A 21,386-nucleotide genomic window follows, 5' to 3' on the forward strand; every position below is an offset into this window, starting at 1 on the left:
CTTGAAATTAGCGATTGTATTCGGCGGCGCGAGTTACGAGCACGAGATCAGCATCGTCAGCGCCATCACCGTGATGGAGAAACTTTCCGGCTATGAGCTGACGTTCGTGTTCTGCGACCAGGACCACACCTTCTACATGATCGACCGCGGTAACATGAAGGCGAAGTATTTTGCTTCCGGCGACTATAAAAAGGCCCCCGTGCTGACCCTGACCAAAGGGGCGTTCGTCCAGAAACGGCGCCTGGGCTCCACCGAGCATGCGATGCCGGTGCTGAACCTGATCCACGGCGCGGACGGCGAGGACGGGACGGTCGCGTCGCTGCTGTCGTTCTTCGATATCTCCTTCATCGGCCCGCGCACGGATGCCTCGGTACTCAGTTTCGACAAGCGCATGACCAAGTGGTTCGCCGCGGGCCGCGGCGTCAAGACGGTGGCGTACGAGGAGCTGCATACGGCGGGGGCACGCAAGGTGTCTACGCCGATGCCCTGCATCGTCAAGCCTTCGCGCCTGGGGAGCTCCATCGGGGTCAGCGTCGTCAAAAGCGCATCGGAACTCGATTATGCCCTCGACGTCGCCTTCGAGTTCGATGACAGCGTTATCGTCGAGCCTTTTATCAACGGGGTCAAAGAGTACAACCTGGCCGGCTACCGTGGTGCAGAGGGGATCGTCTACTCCATCATCGAAGAGCCGCAGAAGAACGAGTTCCTCGATTTCGACAAGAAGTACCTTGACTTCGCCCGCAGCGGTGAGATCGGCAGCGCCGTTATCGAGGACGTTCTGGCCGTGAAGCTCAAAATGGCATTCGCCTCCATCTACGAAGGGCTCTTCGAAGGGGCCCTGATCCGCTGTGACTTCTTCGTCATCGACGGCGAGGTCTACCTCAACGAGATCAACCCCATCCCGGGCTCGATGGCGAACTACCTCTTCGCGGATTTCCCCGCGGCCATCAATGACCTGCTTTCAAACCTGCCGCAGTCGCGCCGTCCGCAGGTCGATTACAAATACATCCACTCCATCAACGCAGCCAAAGGAAAATAGTGGCCCTTAAGACCCTCCAATATGCACAGCACACCTTCTCGATCAGCTACGAGATCATCAACCCCGGGGCGAGGCACACGATCGTTTTCCTGCACGGGTGGGGATCGAACAAAGAGCTGATGAAGCAGGCGTTCGGCCAAACGCTCGACACCTTCCGCCACGTCTACGTCGACCTGCCGGGCTTCGGGAACTCGACCGCGCCGATCGCGCTCGACAGCGAGAACTATGCCGACATCATGGAGCTTTTCCTGGCGCAGATCAACGCCAATGACAAAGAGGTGATCGTCGGTCACTCCTTCGGCGGGAAGGTCGCAACCCTGCTGCGCCCCCGCCTTCTGGTGCTGCTCTCCTCGGCGGGGATCGTCTGGCCGAAACCGCTGAAAGTGCGGGTAAAGATCGCCGCGTTCAAACTGCTCAAGACCCTGGGGCTGGCCAAACTGCGGTCGCGCTTCGTCGCCGAGGATGCCAAGAGCCTCAACAAGGTGATGTACGAGACGTTCAAACGCGTCGTCAACGAAGATTTTTCCGGTACCTTCCGCCACTTCGGCGGGCGGGCGCTGCTGTGCTGGGGCCGTGACGATACGGCAACGCCGATGAAAAGCGCGGAGAAGATCAGCACGCTCATCGAAAACAGCCGGCTTGTCGCGATGGAGGGGGACCACTACTTCTTCCTCAAACAGCCTGACGCGGTAGCGGCCGAGATCGCCGCCGAGATTACGCGGAGCGTGAAGTGACCCCGGCGGCTCTGCAGACACTGGCGGTCGTAACCAACCTCGCGCTGGTGCTGGCGCTGGGGTGGTATCTCATCCTCAACCTGCAGTGGTACAGCTACAAGCTCGAGCGCGTCGTCCTCAACCACCACAAACGCAGCTGGCACCTTTTTTACTTCGTTACCCCTTTTCTCGCCTATTTCATCCTGGGCGAATTTTTCCCGCCCTTTTTCCTCCTCTACCTGGGAGCCTTCATCTGGTGGTACCGTCGTCTGGACAAGAAACTGGTCCTGACCTGGCGGGTCAAACGTTTTCTCATCCTGCTCGGCGCGCTGGCGCTCTTCGGTGATTTCCTCTGCCTCATCAAGAGCTGCGGCATGCTGCCCCTTTTCCTCCCGCTGCTGCTGGCGTGGCTGCTCTCGACAGGCATAGAGAAGTTCCTTTTCCTTGCCTATAAGCGGGAGGCGCAGCGCAAACTGGCCCGGCTGGAAAACCTGACGGTCGTCGCCGTGACGGGGAGCTATGGCAAAACGAGCATGAAGAACTTTATCGCCCAGCTGCTCGGGACGCAGTTCGAGGTCTACATGACGCCGCGCAGCGTCAATACCCTGGGCGGAATCATCAAAGATATCAACGAAGCCCTTCCCGAAACGGCCCGGGTTTACGTCTGCGAGGCGGGCGCGCGCCGTCCCGGGGACATCCTCGAGATCGCGCAGCTCGTTGCACCGCACTATGCCGTCGTCGGCAAGGTCGGCCCGCAGCACCTGGAGTATTTCGGCGACCTGGAGACGATCGTGCGCACCAAGCTGGAACTGATCCAGTCACCCCGCCTGAAAGCGGCGTTCGTCCACTATGAAGCGACCGAAGAACCGCATGAGAAAGTGCGTTTCTTCGGGGCGGAGATCGAAAACATCGCCGCCGACCTTGAAGGGACGGCATTCGACCTCGCCCTCGGCGGGGCGCATCTGCACCTGCACGCCCCGGTGCTCGGAGGCTTCAATGCCGTCAATATCGAGGCCGCCGTGCTGATCGGACGGGCGATGGGGATGCAAGATGATGCCATCATCAGGGGCGTGGAAGCCCTGAAACCGGTCGAACACCGTCTGCAGCGCATCGATGCCGGCGGCAAGATCATCCTCGACGACGGCTACAACGGCAATATCGACGGGATGAAAGAGGGGATCCGCCTCTGTGCTTTGCACCCGGGGCGCAAAGTGATCGTCACCCCGGGCCTCGTGGAGAGCACGGAAGCCCTCAACCGCGAACTGATCGAGGCGATCAACGGGGTGTTCAACCTCGTCATCGTGACCGGGAAGCTCAACGCGGCGCAGTTCAAGGCGGAACTCACCATCGCCGACGCTGTCTATCTCGAAGAGAAAAGCACCCTGACATCCGTCCTGGCCGAGAAGACCCGCCCCGGCGATATCATCTACTTCGCCAACGACGCTCCGAACTTTATCTAGGGCGTCTCCGCGGCGAAACCGACGGCTAATCATTTTGTAATATAATACAGCCAAAGGAGCCTCCATGCAATTTCTTCTCAAGCTTTTCAAAGCCCTGAACTCCGCCCAAAGCCCCTGGCAGGTGACGCTGGCGATCACGCTCGGGATGATCGCGGGGCTGACGCCCATCAGCGGCCTGCAGAATGCGGTGATCCTTCTGATTGCCTTTCTGCTCAATATCCACCTGGGGCTCTTCTTCGTCTCGGCGGCGCTTTTCGCAGGAGTAGGCTACCTCTTCGACCCCTGGTTCGAACAGCTCGGCTACGCTATTCTCAGCAGCGAAGGGCTTCAGGGGCTCTGGACGGGCTTCTACAACAACGGTTTTGTCCGCCTGACGCACTTCAACAACACCCTGGTCATGGGGGCGACGGTCGTCTCGCTGCTGCTGGCCGTACCGCTCTACCTGCTGCTGGGCTTTCTGATCGGGCGTTACCGTACGGTACTGGCGAGGTTCCTCGAACGCCGACCCGTCCTGGGAACCTTCGGTTTCCTCAAAGCGACGACGCACCTGGACCCGACGGTGCGCTGGTGGGGTGCGGGCCTCTACGTCGCCGGAGGGGGGATCGTCACCGCCGTCGCGCTGCTGGTCATCGACCCGCTGCTCAAATGGACGGTGGAAACGGGCGGCAGCCTGGCGCTGCAGCGTGATGTCCGTGTCGGCGCCGTCGATACCGATTTCAGCAAGGGCGCCGTCACGCTTCACCGCCTCGAAGTCGCGGGCAAAAAAGAGGGGGTCGATGCCGTTTCGGCGGACCTGATCAGTTTCGATGCGGATCTGACGGCACTGCTGATGGACAAAGTGCATATCGAGAAGATGATCATCAGCGGCGTCGGTTTCGACACCCCGGCGACACTGAAAAAATCCCCGGCGGAAGCAAAAGCGGCGACGTCGGCGGAGGGAGAAGGCAGCACATTCGCGCTCCCGACCTTTGAGTTCCCCGACCCCAAGACTCTGCTAGCCAAAGCAGACCTGCAGTCGGTCAAGGTCTACAACGATGCGCAAAAAGAGATCGGCGAGATCAAGGCGCGCTGGGAGAAGGCCTCGAAGGAGGAGCTGAACGCTGACGGCCTCGCGGACCTGCAGGCGGACCTGGACAAGCTTAAGACGATGAGCCAGTCGAAGGACCCGCAGTCGATGATCAAACTGGCCCAGGAGGCCAAGGCGTTCAAAGCGAAAGTAGAGGCACGTAAAAAGGCGCTCGAGAAGCTCAAGGCGGACTTCGACAACGACCGCAAACGCATTGCCGCGCTGATGCAGCAGGTCAAAGACGCCCCGATGGCAGATTACAACCGCCTCAAATCGACCTATACCCTCGACGGAAACGGCGCGCTGAATGTTATCGGCGGACTCTTCGGCGAGAAGATCAAAGGCTACCTGGCGCTGGCGCGCGAATACTACGCGATGGTCTCTCCCTACCTCGGCAGTGCCGGGGGTGAAAACCCGCCGGAGGAGGCGGTACCGCCGCGGGGTGAAGGGCGCTGGATGCGCTACCCGCAGACCGTGCCGAGCCCGGACATGCTGGTGGCCCTGACCCAGATCGACGGCCTCTTCAAAAGCCAGGCCTTCTCCGGCACCGTTAACGACATCTCCGACAACCAGAAGGCGCTGGGGCGCCCGCTGACGTTCAAGGCGACGAGTGACGGCCCGACGGTCAAGGGGCTCGTGCTTTCCGGTGAAGACAACCGCCTGGGCGACACGGTAAAGGACAGCGTCAACTTCAAAGCGCTGCAAATTCCGCTGGATGCGCTCGATATGAAACCGGTCATGCTGGACAAGAGCAACCTGGCCATGACGGGGACGCTCAGCCTCAGCGATGCCTCTGCGCTTGCCGGGAGCGGCAGCTTCGCGTTCAGCGATGCGGCCATTACGGCCGAGGGGCTCGGCGGCAAAACGGGTGAGATCGTCTCAGGCATTCTCAGCGGGATTTCCGCGTTCAAGCTGGAGACGACCCTGGGCGGGACACTGACGGCACCGACCATCGGCGTCACGTCCGACCTGGACCGCCAGATCTCCCAGGGGCTCGGCAAAGCGATGGGCAAGGAGCTTGAAAAGTACCAGGGCGAGCTCAAGTCGCTGCTGGGCGGGGATACCGCGGCGCAGCTGGCGGATCTGAAATCGTCGGAGTCCGGCATTGCCGACGTCGACAAGCTCGTCGGCGACCAGAACACGATGCTAGGCAAGCTCGCCGAGGAAGCAGCCAAACTGGCCGGCGGCGGCGCGGTCAGCGACAAACTCAAAGGCGCGCTCCCGTTCTAGGAGTGCAGCCCGGGTAGACTACAGGAAAATAGGAGAACAATGAAAAGAGTAATCATGATGGCGGCGGCGCTGCTGCTGATGTTCGGGGCGGCGGATGCCGCGGAGATGTTTACGCTCAAAGCGGCGGGCGAGAAGACGATCGTCGCGACGGAACTGCCCAACGGCATGCGTTTCAAAGGCTACGAGGGCAAACCGGTGCTGGTAAACTTTTTCGGGAAACAGTGCCGCTACTGCAAGAAGGAGATCCCGCATCTCGTTGCGATGGAAAAACGCTACGGAGATAAAGTCGGTATTTTCGGTATCCATATGCAGGGGCGCATGATGCCGCAGGACCGCACGCATCTGGCAGGGGCCGCGGGGTTCAACTACCCCGTATTCGAATACGAGGACAATATGGCGATCGTCCGGCATATCGGTTCCCGGGCACAATTCAACGGCAGCATCCCATTCAATATCATCTTTAACGGCAAAGGCGAGGTTTCCGAGATTATCCCGGGCTATCTGAGCGATAAGGACCTTGAGATGATCTTCGACGAACTGCTCAAGAAGTGATCTGCCGGACATGACAGAGCAGGGGAAGTTTGCCTTTATCCGGCTGCTGATCCGTTCGGTAGGCGCCCTGAGCGCGGCCGTCCTGGGCATGCTGGTGCTCCTGATCGTCTTTGACGCCACCCGCCGCTACCTCTTCCATGAGGGCTCCGTCGCGCTGCAGGAGCTGGAGTGGCACCTCTTCGACGTGGTCATCATGCTCGGCGTCGCCTATGCCATGCACCGGGGGGCGCATGTGCGCGTCGATATCTTCTACGACCGCTTCTCCGAACGGACCAAGCATCTCGTCAACGTGGTGACGATGCTCTTTTTCGTGCTGCCGGTTTCCGTGCTGATCCTCTTTGTCAGTTTCGACTTCGTGATGATGAGTTTTACGCAGATGGAGGCCTCTTCCGACCCGGGCGGGCTTCCCTACCGTTTCCTCGTCAAGGCGCTGATCCCGCTGGCGTTCGCACTGCTGATCCTGCAGGCGCTGCGCGAACTGGCACATGCCTGGCAGGCGCTGAAGGAGAACGTGTGATCGCACTGGCCATGTTCGTGATCGCGCTGGCGCTGCTGCTTTCGGGCATCCCCGTTGCCTTCGTCTTCGGCGGGGTCGCACTGCTTTTTGCGCTGCTGATCCCCGAGCTGGGGCTGCAGGTCTTCAGCCTGCTGCCGTTCCGCATCTACGGCATCATGGGCAATACGACCCTGATGGCCGTCCCGCTCTTCATCGCCATGGGGCTCATTCTGGAGAAGTCGAAAATGGCCGAGAAGCTTCTTGAGACCATGAGCGGCCTTTTCGGCGGCTTGCGCGGCGGGCTGGCCGTCAGCGTCGTGCTCGTCGGGACGATCCTTGCCGCCTCGACGGGCATCGTCAGCGCTTCGGTCGTGATGATGAGCATTATCGCCCTGCCGCTGATGCTGCAGGCCGGTTACAACAAGGGGCTGGCGTCGGGGACGGTCGCGGCCAGCGGCACGCTCGGACAGATCATTCCGCCCTCTATCATCCTCATCATTCTCGGCGACGTCATGAACGTCAGCGTCGGGGAGCTCTTCATGGGGGCGGTGCTTCCGGGGCTGGTGCTTGTCGGCCTCTATATCGTCTATATCCTGGTGTACGCGGCGCTGAAACCCGAAGCGGCCCCGGCGGCGTCGCAGGGCGAACGTGTCGGCATTTTCAAAGCCCTCGCGGCGATCGCACCGCCGCTGCTGCTGATGGTCGCGGTCCTCGGCTCCATCTTCGCCGGGATCGCGTCGCCGACGGAGTCGGCGGCATTCGGCGTCGTCGGTGCGCTGCTGCTCAGCGCCTTCAACGGCACGTTCGGCCGCTCCATGGTCAGCTACGCACTGCTGGAGACGGTCAAGCTCAGCGGGATGATTTTTATGATCCTGATCGGGGCAACGGCCTTCAGCCTCGTATTCAACGAGCTCGGCGGCAGCGACCTCGTGCTGGAGTTTTTCAGTCATGATATCGGGAACGTATGGGTCTTTATCGGGGTGGCGATGCTGGCCATCTTTATCCTTGGCTTCTTCATCGACTTCATCGAGATCTCCTTTATCGTCGTACCGATCCTCGTACCCGTCATGCACGCGTTCGGGATCGACCCCGTCTGGTTCGCGATCCTGATCGCGCTTAACCTGCAGGCCTCTTTCCTTACCCCGCCGTTCGGACTGGCGCTCTTTTTCCTCAAGGGGGCCGCCGGGACGATGGTGACGACGCTGCAGATCTACCGGGGAATCATCCCCTTTATCCTGCTGCAGCTGCTGGCGATCGTTATCGTCATCCTCTTTCCCGACCTCGTCTTCGCGTTCATATAGGCGGCATAGGTTGATGTCTGCCAGAATCACAGCGCAAAGACGGTTCGGGAGATCAATACCGTCCATTGCTGGAGCAGGAACGCTGCTGTTCATTCTGTTGTCGGTTGTGCTGTTCCAGGGCTGTGCGAATGTCGTGCGTTTCGAGAAGCCCTCTCTGGTAGCGCATGCCGAAAAGCTTGACGGTTCGGACGACGTCCTTTATTATTCCATCGGAATCGACTTCACCGAGACGGTAGCACCCGACATTGCAAAAGTGCGCCTGAAATTTACTCCCGAAACAGCGTCGTATGCGTTGTACGAACTGACGCCGGCAGTGGCGTCGCGCTATCTCGAACGATATCAGCCGCCGCCGCAATGGCCCGAAGCGTGGAAGCAGAGGGCGGCAAAAGACGATGCTTACGAAGGCAAAGGGATTTACATGAAATTTGCAGCGGGGCGGCTGGAGCGTCTCGGGCTCTGTTCGCACTGTGCCGGAGGGAGGGCAGCACCCATTGTCGGCACAGCGGACGGCGGTGCCTTTTACGCGCTGCCGCTGACGGAGCGGCAGATGGTCGAACTTTTCGGCGCACCTCTCAAACGTATGAAGGTACGTGAAGTCTATTACTAAGTCTGGGGAACAGTGATGTCACATATTTTTTCAAGAACGTTCCGGGTCGACTGGTCCGATGCCAATGCCAACGGAGAGGTGCACCTGCCCACCTATTTCCGCTACCTGATCGAAACGGCCTGGTCCTGGGGGGCGGCGGTCGGACTCGGGATCGAGGACAGCCGGAAGCTCGGGCTGGTCTGGGTGGTCCGTGAAACGCAGATCACCCTGCTGCGGCCGCTCCTCCCCGACGACGAATTCGAACTGACCATCTGGCTGGCCCACTGGCGCAGGGTCCACGGGACGCGCTTTTTCGAAATTGTGCATAAGGCGAGCGGGGAGGTTGTCGCGCAGGGGGCACAGGAGGTCGTCACGCTCAACCCGGCGAACATGCGCCCCAAAGCGGTTCCCGATACCATTGTGGAACGTCTGACGGCGCCGGCACCCCGGACGGTTCCGCACCGTCCCTTTCCGACGCTTACCATAGAGGGGAACCGGACGATTCAGCGCCGGCGGACCGTGGAGTGGCAGGACCTGGATTCGCTTGAGCATGTCAACAACACCCGTTACGTCGCCTTTGCCGAAGATGCCGTCGTCGCGGCATTGGCCGGTTTCGGGTGGGGCCCCGCGGAGCTCAAAGCACAGGGATTGGCGCTGCGGAACCGTCATGTCCATATCCAGTACCTGGTACCGGCGGTCTGGGGAGAGACACTGGAGTTGACGATGGCGCTGACGGCATTGGGCCCGGAGGGGGGTGAGTGGGCCGTCGCGATTGCGCGCGCATCCGATCATACCCCTGTTGCCCGGTGCGTCATCGCCTGGGAGATTTTCCAGACAGCCGAGGGGTCAATACGGCCGATGCCGGAGGCACTGTACCGGCAGCTGACGGCGTACGTAGCCGTGCCTGCAACAGCACCGCAGGCATAGGAGCGCTTGCGGGAAACCTTCCCTGGACGCTCTTCCATCTGCCGATGAGAATGCGCTATACTCCCCACATGAAAGAGATTCTTTATGCGCCGTGGCGCACGGACTATATCAGCGGGCAGACTATAGAAGGGTGCGTTTTCTGCCACATCAGCGAACATGCCGAAGCCGACGCCGAACTGCATGTCCTCTATCGCGACGAACACTGTTTTGTCGTCATGAACCGCTACCCCTACACGCCCGGCCATTTCATGATCATCCCCCACGTCCATACGGATGCGCTTGAAACGCTGGAGCCCGAAGCGTGGCTGCGGATCAGCGCCCTGACGCAGCAGGGGGTACGCATGCTCAAAGAAGGGTTCGGCGCACAGGGCGTCAATATCGGCATGAACCTCGGAAAGGCCGGCGGAGCGGGGATTGCAGAGCATATCCACCTGCACCTCGTACCGCGCTGGGAGCGGGATACGAACTTTATTACCGCCGTGGCCGGGACCCGGGTCTATTCGACCGATTTCGAACGGATCTACCGCCGTCTGCTGGAACTGGCTCCGCGCTATTTCGTGTGACATCCGGCGTGGCCATTTTTGTGAGATAAAAAAAGTTTGATTTCTTGTTTAATTTTATGTTCAATAGATATCAGATAGCATAGTGCAATCTATAATGTGAAAGTGGGTATATCCATGAAAGCAGTAATCGCAGCCCTGACACTTCTGATGTGGACGGCGCTCTTCGCGGCCGAAGGGGAAGCGTCGACGAAGACGAGCACGGTCAACTGGTACAAAATGGCCGCCTCGCAGGGAAATGCGGAAGCGCAGTTCTACCTCGGCGTAATGTACAGCCGGGGTGCCGGCGTGACCAAGAACGATGACCTTGCGGTCTACTGGTATAAAAAAGCAGCGTCGCAGGAACATGCGGAGGCGCAGCTGAACCTGGGCTACATGTATGAAACCGGCAAAGGGGTCAAAAAGAATTACGGCGAAGCGGTGCAGTGGTACCAGCGTGCGGCGGACAACGGCAGCACGGTGGCGATGAACAACCTGGGGATCATGCATATGATGGGTCTCGGGGTCAAAAAAGACAGTACCAAAGCCTACCGCTACTGGCGCAAGGCAGCCCAGAAAGGCAACAACAACGCCTGGGACAACATTGAAAAACTGCGCCGCCTCGACCCCCAGGCCTGCCTGGATTGAGGCTTGAAGGAGTAACGCTTGACATCCGTATTGCTTGAATTTTCCATGTTTCCCACCAGCGGTGACTGCCGGGACGGCGCTTCCGTCTCTGCCTATGTCAGCCGCATCATCGATATGATCGACCGCAGTGGTCTGCCCTATCAGCTGACGCCGATGGGGACCATTGTTGAGACGGGAAGCGTCAAAGAGGCGCTTGCCGTCGTAGAGAAAGCCTACGATGTCCTGGGCGAGGACTGCGAACGGGTCTACTCGTCGCTGAAACTTGATATACGAAAAGGCAAGGCGGGGCGGTTAAAAGGGAAGATCGACTCCGTACAGCGGGAGTTGGGCCGGGACGTCAGCCACTGATTGCTGCCGAAGCGCACCGGGTGCGAGTTCAGGTAGACGGGCTTTACCCGTATACCGTAACGTTCAAGGAAATCAGCCGTTACCGTCGTGGTCGTGTTCGGCGTGGTGCGCGTGAAGCTCCATCGTGATACCCGAATGGATAAAGAGTGCGAAAGCGATCACCGTATAGACCAGTTTACCGGTTGTGTCTCCCATCATGCTCCAGACAATCCCGAAAACGAATGCGACTGAAAAGATGATAAACCAGTTGCGGTCGCGCTGAAACTGCGTTAAATCCTTCATGTGAAAACCCTCCTCAGTGTGAAAGAAAAATAAGTATAACCTATTTTTTCTTGCGGGTCAGCACGTAGAGGAAGATCGCGCCGATGACGAGAAAAATGACGAGTTTGATCTGGGTCTCTTCCATCGTCTGCATGGCCGGACCTCAGTGCGTTTTGACGTAGAGGTTGGCGATGTATTCGGAGAGGGCTTCGACCTGGACCGGGGTCAGCTCTTTGACCTGGTTTTGCATCAGGGTCTTCATGGCACCGCCGTAGGTGCCTTTCTGGTAGCCGATGATGGCGTCGGCGATGCGCTTGCTCTCCCATTCGCCGATGACGGCGGACTGGTTCAGTGCCATTTTTTCGGCGTGGTTGCCGTGGCAGGCGGCGCACTTCTGGAAGAGTTCAGCCGGAGCCGTTTCGGCGACGGGTGCGCTCTCCGCTGCCGGGGCCGCGGCAGGTGCCGTTTCGGCAACAGGCGTCGCCGGCGCGACAGAGGTGTTGTCCGCAACTTCCGCTACCGGCGCCGGTGTCGGTTCAGCTGCCGGTGCAGGAGTTTCAACGGGGGCTGCGGCTTGGGATGTGGCCTCGGGCTGTGTCTTCGGTGAATCGTTACAGCCGGCGAGCAGGAGCAGGGCGGCTGTAAAAGCAAGGGTTCTCATCAAAGGGAGCCTTTTTAAAAAGATGCCGCCATTGTACACTGTTAGAGCATTTGGGTCAAAGGTGCGGAAGAAGTTTGTTCCTCCATATAAATTCACTTTAAGTAAAGTGCGTAGCTTCGGGGCATTGGAGCAGTTCGATCATGCCCCGGTGAAGCGTGACGACCCCGTTGTGTTCGAACTCTTTGAGCAGGCGGCTGATCACCTCCCTTGAAGAGCCGAGGTGCGCGGCGAGTTTTTCGTGGGTGATGGGGATGCAGCGCGCATTCTGGGCCTGCAGCCACTCCAGGAGGCGGTCGTCGAGTTTCTTGAAACGCACATCCTCGACCAGCCCCGCCATGCATTCGAGCCGCTTGGCAAAGAGAGCGAAAATATAGTCCTGGTAGACGGGTTCGGTTGTATAGAGCTGTTTGACGACGCCGGCGGGGAAAAGATAACCGCTGATCGGCCCGTCGGCGACGGCGGTTCCGATTGCGGGAGTGTCGGTAAAGGCGCTGTTGAGATTCACGTTGCACTGTTCGCCGGCGCCGAGGAAATAGAGGGTGATCTCCTGTCCCGACTCATGCTGCCGGAAGACGCGGACGTTCCCCTCCGTGAGAAAAAGGATCTCCCTGCAGCGGTCCCCCTGGCGGAAGAGCTCCATGCCTCCCTCAAGCCGGATTCCCCCGGCGTGGGCGTCGATCAGTTTTCTGGAATCACGTCCGAGGCGGCGGTAGCAGGGGAAGCATTCCATCTCGTTCCTTTCGGGGGTTCGGGCCCCCCGGTGCTGCAAAAGTATAGCAGATTCTAATGGGCCGCAAAGTATAATAGAGCAAAAAAAATCAGGACGAGAATGCAGTTTGAATCCTACCCGTTCGAAAAACTGAGTGCCCTGCTCGATCCCATCGAGCCCAACAGTGCCTACGCCCCGCTGACACTGACCATCGGGGAGCCGCAGTTCGAGACCCCCGCCTTTATCCGCAACGCGCTGTGCGGCAGTGCCGATACGCTGCGCCGTTACCCGAAAACGGCGGGCGAAGAGACCCTCAACGGCGCCATGCGCGATTTCGTCGCCCGCCGTTTCGGGGTGACGCTGGCCAACGATCAGCTCGTCTCCAGCTTCGGCACCCGGGAAGTCCTTTTCAATTTCCCGCAGTACCTGCTGTTCGACAAGCCCGATCCGGTCATGACGTTTACGAACCCCTTCTACCAGATCTATGAGGGGGCCGCGATCGCGAGCCGTGCGAAGGTGAACTACCTCAACCTCGATGCTTCCAACGGGTTCAGACCGCAGGTCGACCCGGCGGTGCTGCGGGCCAGCGACCTGGTGATCCTCAATTTCCCGAACAACCCCACCAGCAGCTGTCTCTCCGTCGAAGAGCTCGGCGAATGGGTCAAACTGGCGCTGGAGTACGATTTCGTCCTCCTCAACGACGAGTGCTACAGCGAGATCTATCCGCATGAAGCCCCGGCAGGCATCCTCGAGGCGAGCGCGGCCGTCGGCAATACGGCGTTCAAGAATGTGCTCGCGCTCAACTCCATCTCCAAACGCTCAAGCGCACCGGGGCTGCGCAGCGGCTTCCTTGCCGGGGATGCGACGATCCTTGAAGGGTACCGCCAGTACCGCACCTATATCGGCTGCGCTTCGCCGCTGCCGCTGCAGACGGCCGCGGCGGCGGCCTGGGCGGACGAAGCCCATGTCGCAGAGGCCCGGGCCGTCTACCGCGAGAACTTCGAGATGGCACGGGAGATCCTCGGCACGGAGGTGCCGGAGGCGACCTTCTACCTCTGGCTGGAGGTGGACGATGCCATTGCCTTTACCGAAAAGCTCTACCGCGACTACAACCTGAAGGTTCTGCCGGGCGAATACCTGGCGCGCACCGACATCAACGGCAACAACCCGGGCAAAGGGCGTATCCGCATCGCCCTCGTCGAGAGCCCGGAACGCACGCGCATGGCGCTCGAACGCATCAAGGAGGCGATGAATGGATAAGGCCGAAGCCCTGAAAGAAAAAATCCTCAAGGCGCAGGAGGCGGCGGATATCGCCGGCCTCTACGTACTGGAGCAGGAAGCGAACGAGTGTTTTGACGAGCAGACGCTGATCGCCTATTACGCCAACATCCTCGACCTGGCCCTGGAAAACCTGACCGACGCACTGGGGACTGCTCGCCGTATGCAGATGACCGAGGTTAAGGACTTTGCCACGCTGCGGGCCCTTTACGAGTATGCCGTCGAACACTACAGCGCCGGCAAAGCGTCCGATGCGGCGGCGCTCTTCGAGATCCTCGCGGGCCTCAGCGACGACGCGCGTTTTTCCGAGGCGATGACGCAGCACCAGAGCTTTGCAGAACGGCTCCCCGATTTCGGGCAGTTCCTGGATGACGCGGCCGACCTGGAAGCAACCCAGCGCAACGGGACCTTCTACATCAGTGCGTTCCGCATGGACGGGAACGGGACGGACGAATCGTGAAGATCCATTTTATCGGCATCGGGGGGATCGGCATCTCCGGTCTCGCACAGTACATGGACCACAAGGGCAACACGGTCAGCGGCAGCGACATCGCCGACAACCGGATCGTCAAACAGCTCCGCTCCAAAGGGATCGCCATTACCATTCCCCACGACGCGAGCGCGATCACGGACCAGGACCTTGTGGTGCATTCGGCGATCATCAAACCGACCAATGTCGAAGTGGTGGCGGCGCAGGAGAAAGGGATCGAGGTGCTGCCGCGCCGTGAAGCGCTGCTGCGCATTCTCCAGGACAAAGAGGTCTACGCCGTCGCCGGTGCGCACGGCAAAAGTACGACCTCGGCGATTCTCGCGGCGATTATGGAAGGCTCCGCCATCATCGGGGCCGAGTCCAAGGCTTTCGGCTCCAACGTCCGGTACGACGATACGAACGAACGGCTCATTTTCGAAGCGGATGAAAGTGACGGCAGTTTCCTCAACTCCAACCCCTACTGTGCCATCGTGACCAATGCCGAACCGGAGCACATGGAGTATTACGAGTACGATTACGAACGCTTCTATGACGCCTACCGCCGCTTTATCGCGTCGGCCGCGATCCGTGTCATCAACGCGGAAGACGAATTTCTCGGGACGATTGAGGGGGATGCGATCCGGCTTTATCCCAGCCGCGACATCTCCGAGGTCGAATACGTCCTGCACGACGGGGAGCCGCATACGCGTTTCCGCCTGAAAGAGCTGGGGACGTTCGACGTCTGGGGCTTCGGCGAGCATATCGCCCTGGATGCGGCGCTGGCGATCCTCGCCGCGGCAGAGACGATGCCGGTCGAGACGGTGCGTGAGCGCATTCTCGGATACCGGGGGATCAAAAAGCGCTTCGATATCATCGAGAGTGCTAATGGCTGCGTGCTGATCGACGATTACGGCCACCATCCCACGGAGATCGCGGCGACGATGGCATCGGCACGGACCTACGCCCGCATGTTGGGCCTGGAGACGGTGACGGCCGTCTGGCAGCCGCACAAATACTCCCGCACCATCGATAACCTCGAGGCGTTCTCGCACTGCTTCGAAGGGGTGGACCGCCTGATCATCCTGCCGGTATGGGCGGCGGGCGAAGAGCCCCGCATCATCGATTTCGAAGGGGTGTTCGCCGCGTACAGCCCGCTGCTGGCCGACCGGGTCAAACGCCGGGGCTGCGGCTTGGAGGTCCTGAAAGAGGATACAATGGTGCAGCAGCTCGAATCGGGCCTGATCATCGGGTTCGGTGCCGGCGATATCACCTACCAGCTCCGGGGAGAAAAATGAGTTACCTCTATATCGTCGCCGTCATCGCGCTGCTGTATGCGGGGATGCACTTCTTTACCGAGCTCTCCCACCGGCAGAAGCTCTCAATGGCGGGTGTGCTGCTGCTGATCATCGCGGGGGCCGTGGCCTGGAACCAGTCGGTCGATGCGCAGCAGGAGCATGTCCGTGCCGTCATTTTGAAGTTCAACCAGCACCAGACACTTGAGTGTAGGGGGGTGGAAGTCAATGACCGTACCTTTACCCTCAGCGTCGGGACCCAGAGCTTTATCGCCCATGCAGGGACGCCCCATGCCGGGCAGATCTTCGACGCCGCAGGGTGCCGATGAGCGCATTCGGCCATCTGCTCGATCAGCTTGATCTGCAGGCCCACGTGGCCGAGATCGAGAGCTTTCTCAGCCGGAAAAAACCCCTCTATATCGAAGGCGACCAGGGACGCCACTACCAGTTCATCCGTGCCCTCGACGCCCTCGAGTTTCCCGCCCCTCCCAAAACGACCGCTTTCGACACGATCCTGATCCACCTGAAAAAGCAGGGGGTGCTCAGCTTCGAACAGATCTTCGAACTCATCAAGGTCGTGCGCTACTTCCGTACCCTGCGAAACCGCGGCTTCGAGGGGATCATCGGCGAATGGATGGCCTCCGTCGTCGTCCCGGATACGTTCAAAGAGGTCGAACGCCACTTTGACGAAAAGGGCCACTTCAAAGAGGAACTCGATGAGGAACTCTATGCCATCGCCGAGCGGATCAGGGCGCAGAAGAGCGATATCGCGGCACAGATGAAACGGCTGCTCTATGCGGACAATCTGCGTACATACCTCGTCGACACCCAGGTGCACTATGTCAACGACGAGGAGTGCCTCCTGGTGCGCGGCGGTTTCGGCGCCGTGTTCAAAGGGAGCGTCGTAGGCCGGACGGGGGCGGGCTTTTTCTATGTCACCCCCGACAGCCTGCTCAAAAGCAAAGAGCAGATCCGTGCCCTGTCCCAACAGCGCGATGCACGCTACTACGAGTACGCCAAAGGCTTCTCGGCACAGCTGCGCGAGCTGCAGCCCTTTATCGGTTTTATCGACAAGGAGTTCGACCGCCTGGACCACTACCAGGCCCGGGTGCTTTTCGCCCGAGCCAAAGGGCTGCATATCGTCGCGGCACAGCAGGGCGATGCCATCGTCCTGGAGTCGTTCGAGCATCCCGCCCTCTCCAACCCCAAACCCGTCAGCCTCGACTTCAGTGCCTCGGTGCTGATGATCACCGGGGTCAACGCAGGGGGGAAAACGATGCTGCTCAAATCGATCCTCTCCGCCGCGCTGATGGCCAAGTACCTGCTGCCGATGAAGCTCAATCCCCACCGTTCCCGCATCGGCTCCTTCAAACAGATCGAGGCGGTCATCGACGACCCCCAGAACGTCCGAAACGACATCTCCACCTTCGCCGGGCGGATACAGCAGTTCTCCCGGCTCTTCGAACGGAAATCGGCGCTGGTCGGGGTCGATGAGATCGAACTGGGAACGGACAGCGACGAGGCGGCGGCGCTGTTCAAGGTGATCCTCGACGACCTGATCCGGCGCGGGCAGAAGATCGTCGTCACCACCCACCACAAGCGGCTCGCCTCCCTGATGGCCGACCGCGACGACGTCGAACTGGTCGCGGCCGTCTACGACGAGGAGCGCCGGGTCCCCACCTACGATTTCCTCCAGGGGATCATCGGCAAGAGCTACGCCTTTGAGACGGCCCTGCGCTACGGGATCGCCCAGGGGATCGTCAACAGGGCCAAAGAGGTCTACGGCGAGCAGCACGAGAAGCTCAATCTTCTCATCGAACGCGGGAGCGAACTGGAGCGGGAACTGCGACGCAAGCATGCCGAGGTGGACGAGCGTCTGGAACAGCTTGACGAACGGGAACGTTCACTCAAAGAGGAGCGCGAAACGCTGCGGCGCGAGTATGAAGGACTGGAGCGCCGGCTGCGGGGCGAGTTCCAGCAGGCGATCGAGAGCGCCAAGCAGGCGGCCAAGGCGGGGGATACGGCGGCGATCCACCGCGCGATGAACGAAGCGAACCGGCAGCTGCCGCAAAAGCAGGAGCCGCCGCAGAAGAGCACCCCGGTCGCGTTCAGCGTCGGGGACGCCGTCAAGTACCGCAAGCAGCGCGGCGTTATCGTGGCACTGAAAGAGAAGGAGGCGACGATCGAAGTCGAGGGGATGCGGCTGCGCGTGAGACGCAACGAGCTCAAGCCCGCCGGAAAGGCGGCGGTTCCCAAACCGAAAGTGCAGGTGAGCAACAAGGTCGAAAAACGCGGCGGCCTCAAACTCGACCTGCACGGCATGCGGGCCGAACAGGCCCGTGAGAAGATGGACGTCTTCATCTCCGACGCGCTGATCCAGGGGTGGGACGAGGTGATCATCTACCACGGCATCGGCACGGGCAAACTCTCCTACGCCGTCAAAGAGTTCCTCAAAGAGCACCCCAGCGTCAAAAGCTTCGAGGACGCCCCCCCGCAGCTGGGCGGTTTCGGGGCAAAAATCGTTCACCTCTGATATAATATCCTCTAATATTCTTGGCCCGGGAACGCCTTGCTGCCGGGCCGGATGGAGAGGTGACGTCTACCGTGAACCGTCTTGTTGCCGTGATGCTGACCTTGGGAGTGATAGGGGGGTGCACACTGCTGGACGGAAAAGAGATTTCCTCTTCGGCGACCGGCCTGCCCGGAAGCCTTACCCTCAAACAATCCTTTATCGTGCGGCAGCTCGACAACGGCGCTACCTACCCGGATACCCCCTATATCCTGACACTGAGCGAAGGGAATTACGAGGAGGGATCGTACCGCATCGACGGCGGGCTTCTGCTCTACAAAGGGCATGACGGCAGCGGCGTGACTCTCAACCAGGCGGCCCTGGTCTACTGGGGGGACGATTTCGACGTCAGAATCGGCAAATTCGTATCCAAAACGGGGGTACTGGACTATCTGAGCGGGTTGGATACCCTCAACCCGGTACGGGTGGACTTTTTCGACGACACGAATATCAATCTCCGCAGGATACCCCAGTGGATGGCGGAGCTCTCCTACTTCGTCGGGAATGCCTCCCTGGTCAGGGTGACCGTCCAGCCCTACGACGGGCGCACACAGAGCTACCTCTCGACCTATGTGGGGTTTCTGCTTGACAGCTATCTCCCCGCCTATTTCGAAGAACTCAGCCGTAACAGCGCAGAAGGGGCAGCGGTCTACCAGGAGGTTTTCCTCCCGTTGTACCGTGACAGTATCAGTCCTGCGCTCAAAAGTGATATCGATTCACAATACAATGAACGTGCCCTGGCCATCGGGAAAAGCACGTTTCAGGCACTTTTTGAGCGCAGCAGCGATGGGGCGACGTTCGGTGCCGCTTGGACGAACCGCTATTCGGAAGTGCCCTATATCCGGGTTGACGAGCAGCTGCTGGCGGTGATCGACGCGCTTGCGGACGGCGAAAGTACCGGGGAAGCACTCAGAGCCTACCTGGATCAGCCGGACCTCAATCCCATCAAGGGGGTCAGAGGCTTTCGGTATAACCAGTTTGCCCTGTATGCCGAGGGGACGGTCAATAGTTACGGCGTTCGCGCCGAAGCGAGCGTACGCGACAGGGTACCGGTACTCAACAGCTTTACACCGCTTACCATGCTCGGTTTCGGATTGGATCGCCAGGCCGGGGATGCCTACTTCGACCTGGAAGTACAGTGGGGCTATCTCAAACAGTACCGCGAGAGTGTGTTGGCGACGATGCTGCTGAACAGGTTTGATCTGGCCGTGTACCGGGGCGTGGCCGTACGCTTCGACCATTACCTGATCACGGGGTGGTATGCGGGCAATGCCACCGCCGTGATGCTCCCGAACCTTGTGTTGAGCCGGGGTGCCTTTGAGGTCGACCTTCACGCCCTTTACCACTCGGACGACAAAGCGTACAACACCCTCGGGTTCACGCTAAGGGCGACCTTTTGAAGCTCGCGCAGAAAACGGGTGTGCTGCTGATACTGCTGCTGTTCGGCGCTGTCCTGATGCGGCAGGTTGAGGTCCGTACGGTGGATTGGAGCCGTTTTTTTCCAGGTACGCCTGCTTCTGCGGTGCAGCAGCAGTGGTTCACGCCGGACCGGCAGTATCTTTTTACGGCACTCCCAGAGGAGTCGCCCCTACCCGTATGGCGTTCGGATGGGCTGATCACGGATTATTACCGCCTTGACGCCCAGGGACTCTACCTGATCACATTCAGCCGGGAAAACCAGAATACCATCCTCGAAAGGGTTGGGGCCTATCCGCACAGCGGCACCGCCGTCGTCGGCGCGCTGCTGTTGCAGGGCTTTTTCGATGACATGGTGTTTTATGTCTCTGCGATAGCCCCGTTCCTGCTTCTGCTGCTTTGGCTGTTGACATCGCTGGAATACCTGCTGAACATTCTGATCGAGATCGGGGCGTTTACGGTATCGCTGCTTGCTGTTTTGGTGGCCGTCGGAGTCGCCGTCGATCCCGCGGCACTGTTGGCGGTCGTTTTTCTCGTCATTTATGCGTTGACCCTTTTCAACTATCTTCATTCGGGGGAGATCAGCAAACATCAGCTGGCATTCGGCATTACCCTTTCGGTCGCCACGACCGCATTGAGCAGTCTCTTCCTCTATGGGTCTGAGTTTGGGCTCATCAGCACTTTCGGGAAGATGATGCTGCTCGGGCTCGGGGTGCTTTACGGCTATCTCATCGGCCGGATCTATCTGTTTGGGCCGGTGCGTTTCGTGTTCGGCTGGCGCAGGCGGTGGCAGGCAGAGGGTGCCTGGTTGAAAAAGGGGATGCTGCTTCTCGGCACTGCTGCCGTCGCCTGCGGTTTCGTCTGCGCAAAAACACCTTCGATAGATCTGAACCCTCTGAATCTTATGCAGCCGACAATGGCGATGTACAAGCGCATTGCGGCATTTGAGTCCGACTATCTGCCGACGCTGCCTTTTGTCGTCCGTTTACATGCGAAGCAGGGCGACTTTTCCGATGTCGAAAAGGCCCGGGCACTCGCCGGAGTGATGCAGCGCATTACCGAAGCGGTCCCCGGGAGGCTGCTTGGGAGCCTTCCGATGGGGTATGAGCGTTTTGCAGACGCACCGCTCGTTGATGCGACGCCCGATGCCTATGCCCAGTACCTGCTCGCCATGGAGTGGCTCGACGGCGGCCTGCCGCTGCTGAGCCCGGATCAGCGCGACACCTACATGACGCTGAGCATTCCGATCACGACCCCTTCGTATGCCATCACCGCCATGGTCAAACGGCTCCGGGCGATCGGTGAGGCCTCGGACGATTTCTCGGTCAGTGTTCTGGGCAAGATCGCCGACTTTGAACATTTTTTGAAACGGTTCGCCGGGGAGTTCTTTGCCGGTGTCGGCATCTCACTCGGTTTTGTCGTGCTCTTTTTTCTTTTTTACTGCCGGACATGGAAGAGTGTCATCGTCCTTGTGTCCCCGCTGCTTTCGCTCCTTCTGCTTGTGGGTGTGCACCGTCTTTTTGGGATGGACCTCACCATGATCACCCTGCTTGGCACCGTGTTGTTCGTCGGGCTGGTCACCGATTCGGTCATCCATCTCTTCATCTGTATCAAGCAGCAGGGACATGCGTGCATCGGCAGCGTCCTCCATCCGATCATCGTTTCGAATATGACGATGCTGATCGGGCTGGCCGGGATGCTGTTCGGCGGCACGATGATTCGTCAGTTCGGCTTGGAGCTGGGGAGCCTGCTCGCGGCAAACCTTGCCGTCGTGGTCTACCTGCTGCCCATACTGCTGAAGCGCTACTTCACCCGCTGCGGGTGAA

At 59.8% G+C, this 21,386-nt stretch carries 22 protein-coding genes; 19 read left to right on the forward strand and 3 right to left on the reverse strand.

Annotation, left to right across the window (positions count from 1 at the left end; genetic code table 11):
- The first annotated feature begins 1 nt into the window (after window position 1).
- The 12 genes from WCX18_RS04270 (at window position 2) to WCX18_RS04325 (ending at window position 10,905) form a co-directional block, all read left to right on the forward strand.
- Window positions 2-1,039, forward strand: coding sequence for a D-alanine--D-alanine ligase (locus tag WCX18_RS04270; RefSeq protein ID WP_345989941.1), 1,038 nt, complete (start codon window positions 2-4; stop codon window positions 1,037-1,039).
- Window positions 1,039-1,773, forward strand: coding sequence for an alpha/beta hydrolase (locus WCX18_RS04275; RefSeq protein ID WP_345989944.1), 735 nt, complete (start codon window positions 1,039-1,041; stop codon window positions 1,771-1,773). The genes WCX18_RS04270 and WCX18_RS04275 overlap by 1 nt, the downstream gene beginning before the upstream one ends.
- Window positions 1,770-3,212, forward strand: a complete 1,443-nt coding sequence (gene murF / locus WCX18_RS04280; protein ID WP_345989947.1) for a UDP-N-acetylmuramoyl-tripeptide--D-alanyl-D-alanine ligase — start codon at window positions 1,770-1,772, stop codon at window positions 3,210-3,212. Before WCX18_RS04275 ends, murF begins: the two co-directional genes overlap by 4 nt.
- Window positions 3,213-3,276: 64 nt before the next feature.
- Entirely contained in the window at window positions 3,277-5,508 is a 2,232-nt protein-coding gene (locus WCX18_RS04285) for a TIGR03545 family protein (protein WP_345989950.1), read from the forward strand.
- A gap of 39 nt (window positions 5,509-5,547) precedes the next feature.
- Complete coding sequence (locus tag WCX18_RS04290) at window positions 5,548-6,060, forward strand: TlpA disulfide reductase family protein (RefSeq protein ID WP_345989952.1); 513 nt, start codon at window positions 5,548-5,550, stop codon at window positions 6,058-6,060.
- Between the two features lie 10 nt (window positions 6,061-6,070).
- Window positions 6,071-6,577 carry a TRAP transporter small permease subunit gene (locus tag WCX18_RS04295; RefSeq protein WP_345989953.1) on the forward strand — a complete coding sequence of 169 codons (507 nt, stop codon included), beginning with the start codon at window positions 6,071-6,073 and terminating at the stop codon, window positions 6,575-6,577.
- A complete protein-coding gene (locus WCX18_RS04300; RefSeq protein WP_345989955.1) occupies window positions 6,574-7,857 on the forward strand; it encodes a TRAP transporter large permease subunit in 1,284 nt (427 codons plus the stop codon). The genes WCX18_RS04295 and WCX18_RS04300 overlap by 4 nt, the downstream gene beginning before the upstream one ends.
- A 13-nt stretch (window positions 7,858-7,870) precedes the next feature.
- Window positions 7,871-8,464 (forward strand): hypothetical protein, encoded by a 594-nt coding sequence (locus WCX18_RS04305; RefSeq protein ID WP_345989958.1) that lies wholly within the window; start codon window positions 7,871-7,873, stop codon window positions 8,462-8,464.
- A 15-nt stretch (window positions 8,465-8,479) separates the two neighbouring features.
- Window positions 8,480-9,370: a thioesterase family protein gene (locus WCX18_RS04310; protein WP_345989960.1), complete on the forward strand. Its 891-nt coding sequence runs from the start codon at window positions 8,480-8,482 to the stop codon at window positions 9,368-9,370.
- Between the two features lie 68 nt (window positions 9,371-9,438).
- A complete protein-coding gene (locus WCX18_RS04315) occupies window positions 9,439-9,933 on the forward strand; it encodes an HIT domain-containing protein (RefSeq protein ID WP_345989963.1) in 495 nt (164 codons plus the stop codon).
- A gap of 114 nt (window positions 9,934-10,047) precedes the next feature.
- Window positions 10,048-10,557 (forward strand): tetratricopeptide repeat protein, encoded by a 510-nt coding sequence (locus WCX18_RS04320; RefSeq protein ID WP_345989965.1) that lies wholly within the window; start codon window positions 10,048-10,050, stop codon window positions 10,555-10,557.
- 45 nt (window positions 10,558-10,602) lie between these two features.
- Window positions 10,603-10,905, forward strand: coding sequence for an MTH1187 family thiamine-binding protein (locus WCX18_RS04325; protein WP_345990757.1), 303 nt, complete (start codon window positions 10,603-10,605; stop codon window positions 10,903-10,905).
- A gap of 72 nt (window positions 10,906-10,977) precedes the next feature.
- On the opposite strand, the gene WCX18_RS04330 is transcribed toward WCX18_RS04325, so the two are convergent.
- The 3 genes from WCX18_RS04330 to WCX18_RS04340 all read right to left on the reverse strand — a co-directional run bounded on the left by WCX18_RS04330 (window position 10,978) and on the right by WCX18_RS04340 (window position 12,557).
- Window positions 10,978-11,187 carry a hypothetical protein gene (locus tag WCX18_RS04330; RefSeq protein ID WP_345989967.1) on the reverse strand — a complete coding sequence of 70 codons (210 nt, stop codon included), beginning with the start codon at window positions 11,185-11,187 and terminating at the stop codon, window positions 10,978-10,980.
- Between the two features lie 142 nt (window positions 11,188-11,329).
- On the reverse strand, window positions 11,330-11,827 hold the full coding sequence (locus tag WCX18_RS04335) for a c-type cytochrome (protein WP_345989970.1): 498 nt from the start codon (window positions 11,825-11,827) through the stop codon (window positions 11,330-11,332).
- Window positions 11,828-11,924: 97 nt separating this feature from the next.
- Window positions 11,925-12,557: a Crp/Fnr family transcriptional regulator gene (locus WCX18_RS04340; protein WP_345989973.1), complete on the reverse strand. Its 633-nt coding sequence runs from the start codon at window positions 12,555-12,557 to the stop codon at window positions 11,925-11,927.
- A 99-nt stretch (window positions 12,558-12,656) separates the two neighbouring features.
- Here WCX18_RS04340 and WCX18_RS04345 point away from each other — a divergent pair, with 99 nt between their 5' ends.
- From WCX18_RS04345 to WCX18_RS04375, 7 genes are all read left to right on the forward strand, one after another.
- A complete protein-coding gene (locus WCX18_RS04345; protein WP_345989976.1) occupies window positions 12,657-13,796 on the forward strand; it encodes a succinyldiaminopimelate transaminase in 1,140 nt (379 codons plus the stop codon).
- Window positions 13,789-14,274, forward strand: a complete 486-nt coding sequence (locus WCX18_RS04350; RefSeq protein WP_345989979.1) for a hypothetical protein — start codon at window positions 13,789-13,791, stop codon at window positions 14,272-14,274. Before WCX18_RS04345 ends, WCX18_RS04350 begins: the two co-directional genes overlap by 8 nt.
- Window positions 14,271-15,578, forward strand: a complete 1,308-nt coding sequence (gene murC, locus WCX18_RS04355; protein ID WP_345989981.1) for a UDP-N-acetylmuramate--L-alanine ligase — start codon at window positions 14,271-14,273, stop codon at window positions 15,576-15,578. The genes WCX18_RS04350 and murC overlap by 4 nt, the downstream gene beginning before the upstream one ends.
- A complete protein-coding gene (locus tag WCX18_RS04360) occupies window positions 15,575-15,904 on the forward strand; it encodes a hypothetical protein (protein WP_345989983.1) in 330 nt (109 codons plus the stop codon). The genes murC and WCX18_RS04360 overlap by 4 nt, the downstream gene beginning before the upstream one ends.
- Window positions 15,901-18,108 carry an endonuclease MutS2 gene (locus tag WCX18_RS04365; RefSeq protein WP_345989986.1) on the forward strand — a complete coding sequence of 736 codons (2,208 nt, stop codon included), beginning with the start codon at window positions 15,901-15,903 and terminating at the stop codon, window positions 18,106-18,108. The genes WCX18_RS04360 and WCX18_RS04365 overlap by 4 nt, the downstream gene beginning before the upstream one ends.
- 71 nt (window positions 18,109-18,179) lie before the next feature.
- Window positions 18,180-19,544: a hypothetical protein gene (locus WCX18_RS04370; RefSeq protein WP_345989989.1), complete on the forward strand. Its 1,365-nt coding sequence runs from the start codon at window positions 18,180-18,182 to the stop codon at window positions 19,542-19,544.
- Window positions 19,541-21,385 carry a hypothetical protein gene (locus tag WCX18_RS04375; RefSeq protein WP_345989993.1) on the forward strand — a complete coding sequence of 615 codons (1,845 nt, stop codon included), beginning with the start codon at window positions 19,541-19,543 and terminating at the stop codon, window positions 21,383-21,385. The genes WCX18_RS04370 and WCX18_RS04375 overlap by 4 nt, the downstream gene beginning before the upstream one ends.
- Window position 21,386: the final 1 nt, after the last annotated feature.

Origin of the sequence: Sulfurimonas sp. HSL1-2, from assembly GCF_039645565.1 — a bacterium.
Classification (GTDB): domain Bacteria; phylum Campylobacterota; class Campylobacteria; order Campylobacterales; family Sulfurimonadaceae; genus Thiomicrolovo; species Thiomicrolovo zhangzhouensis.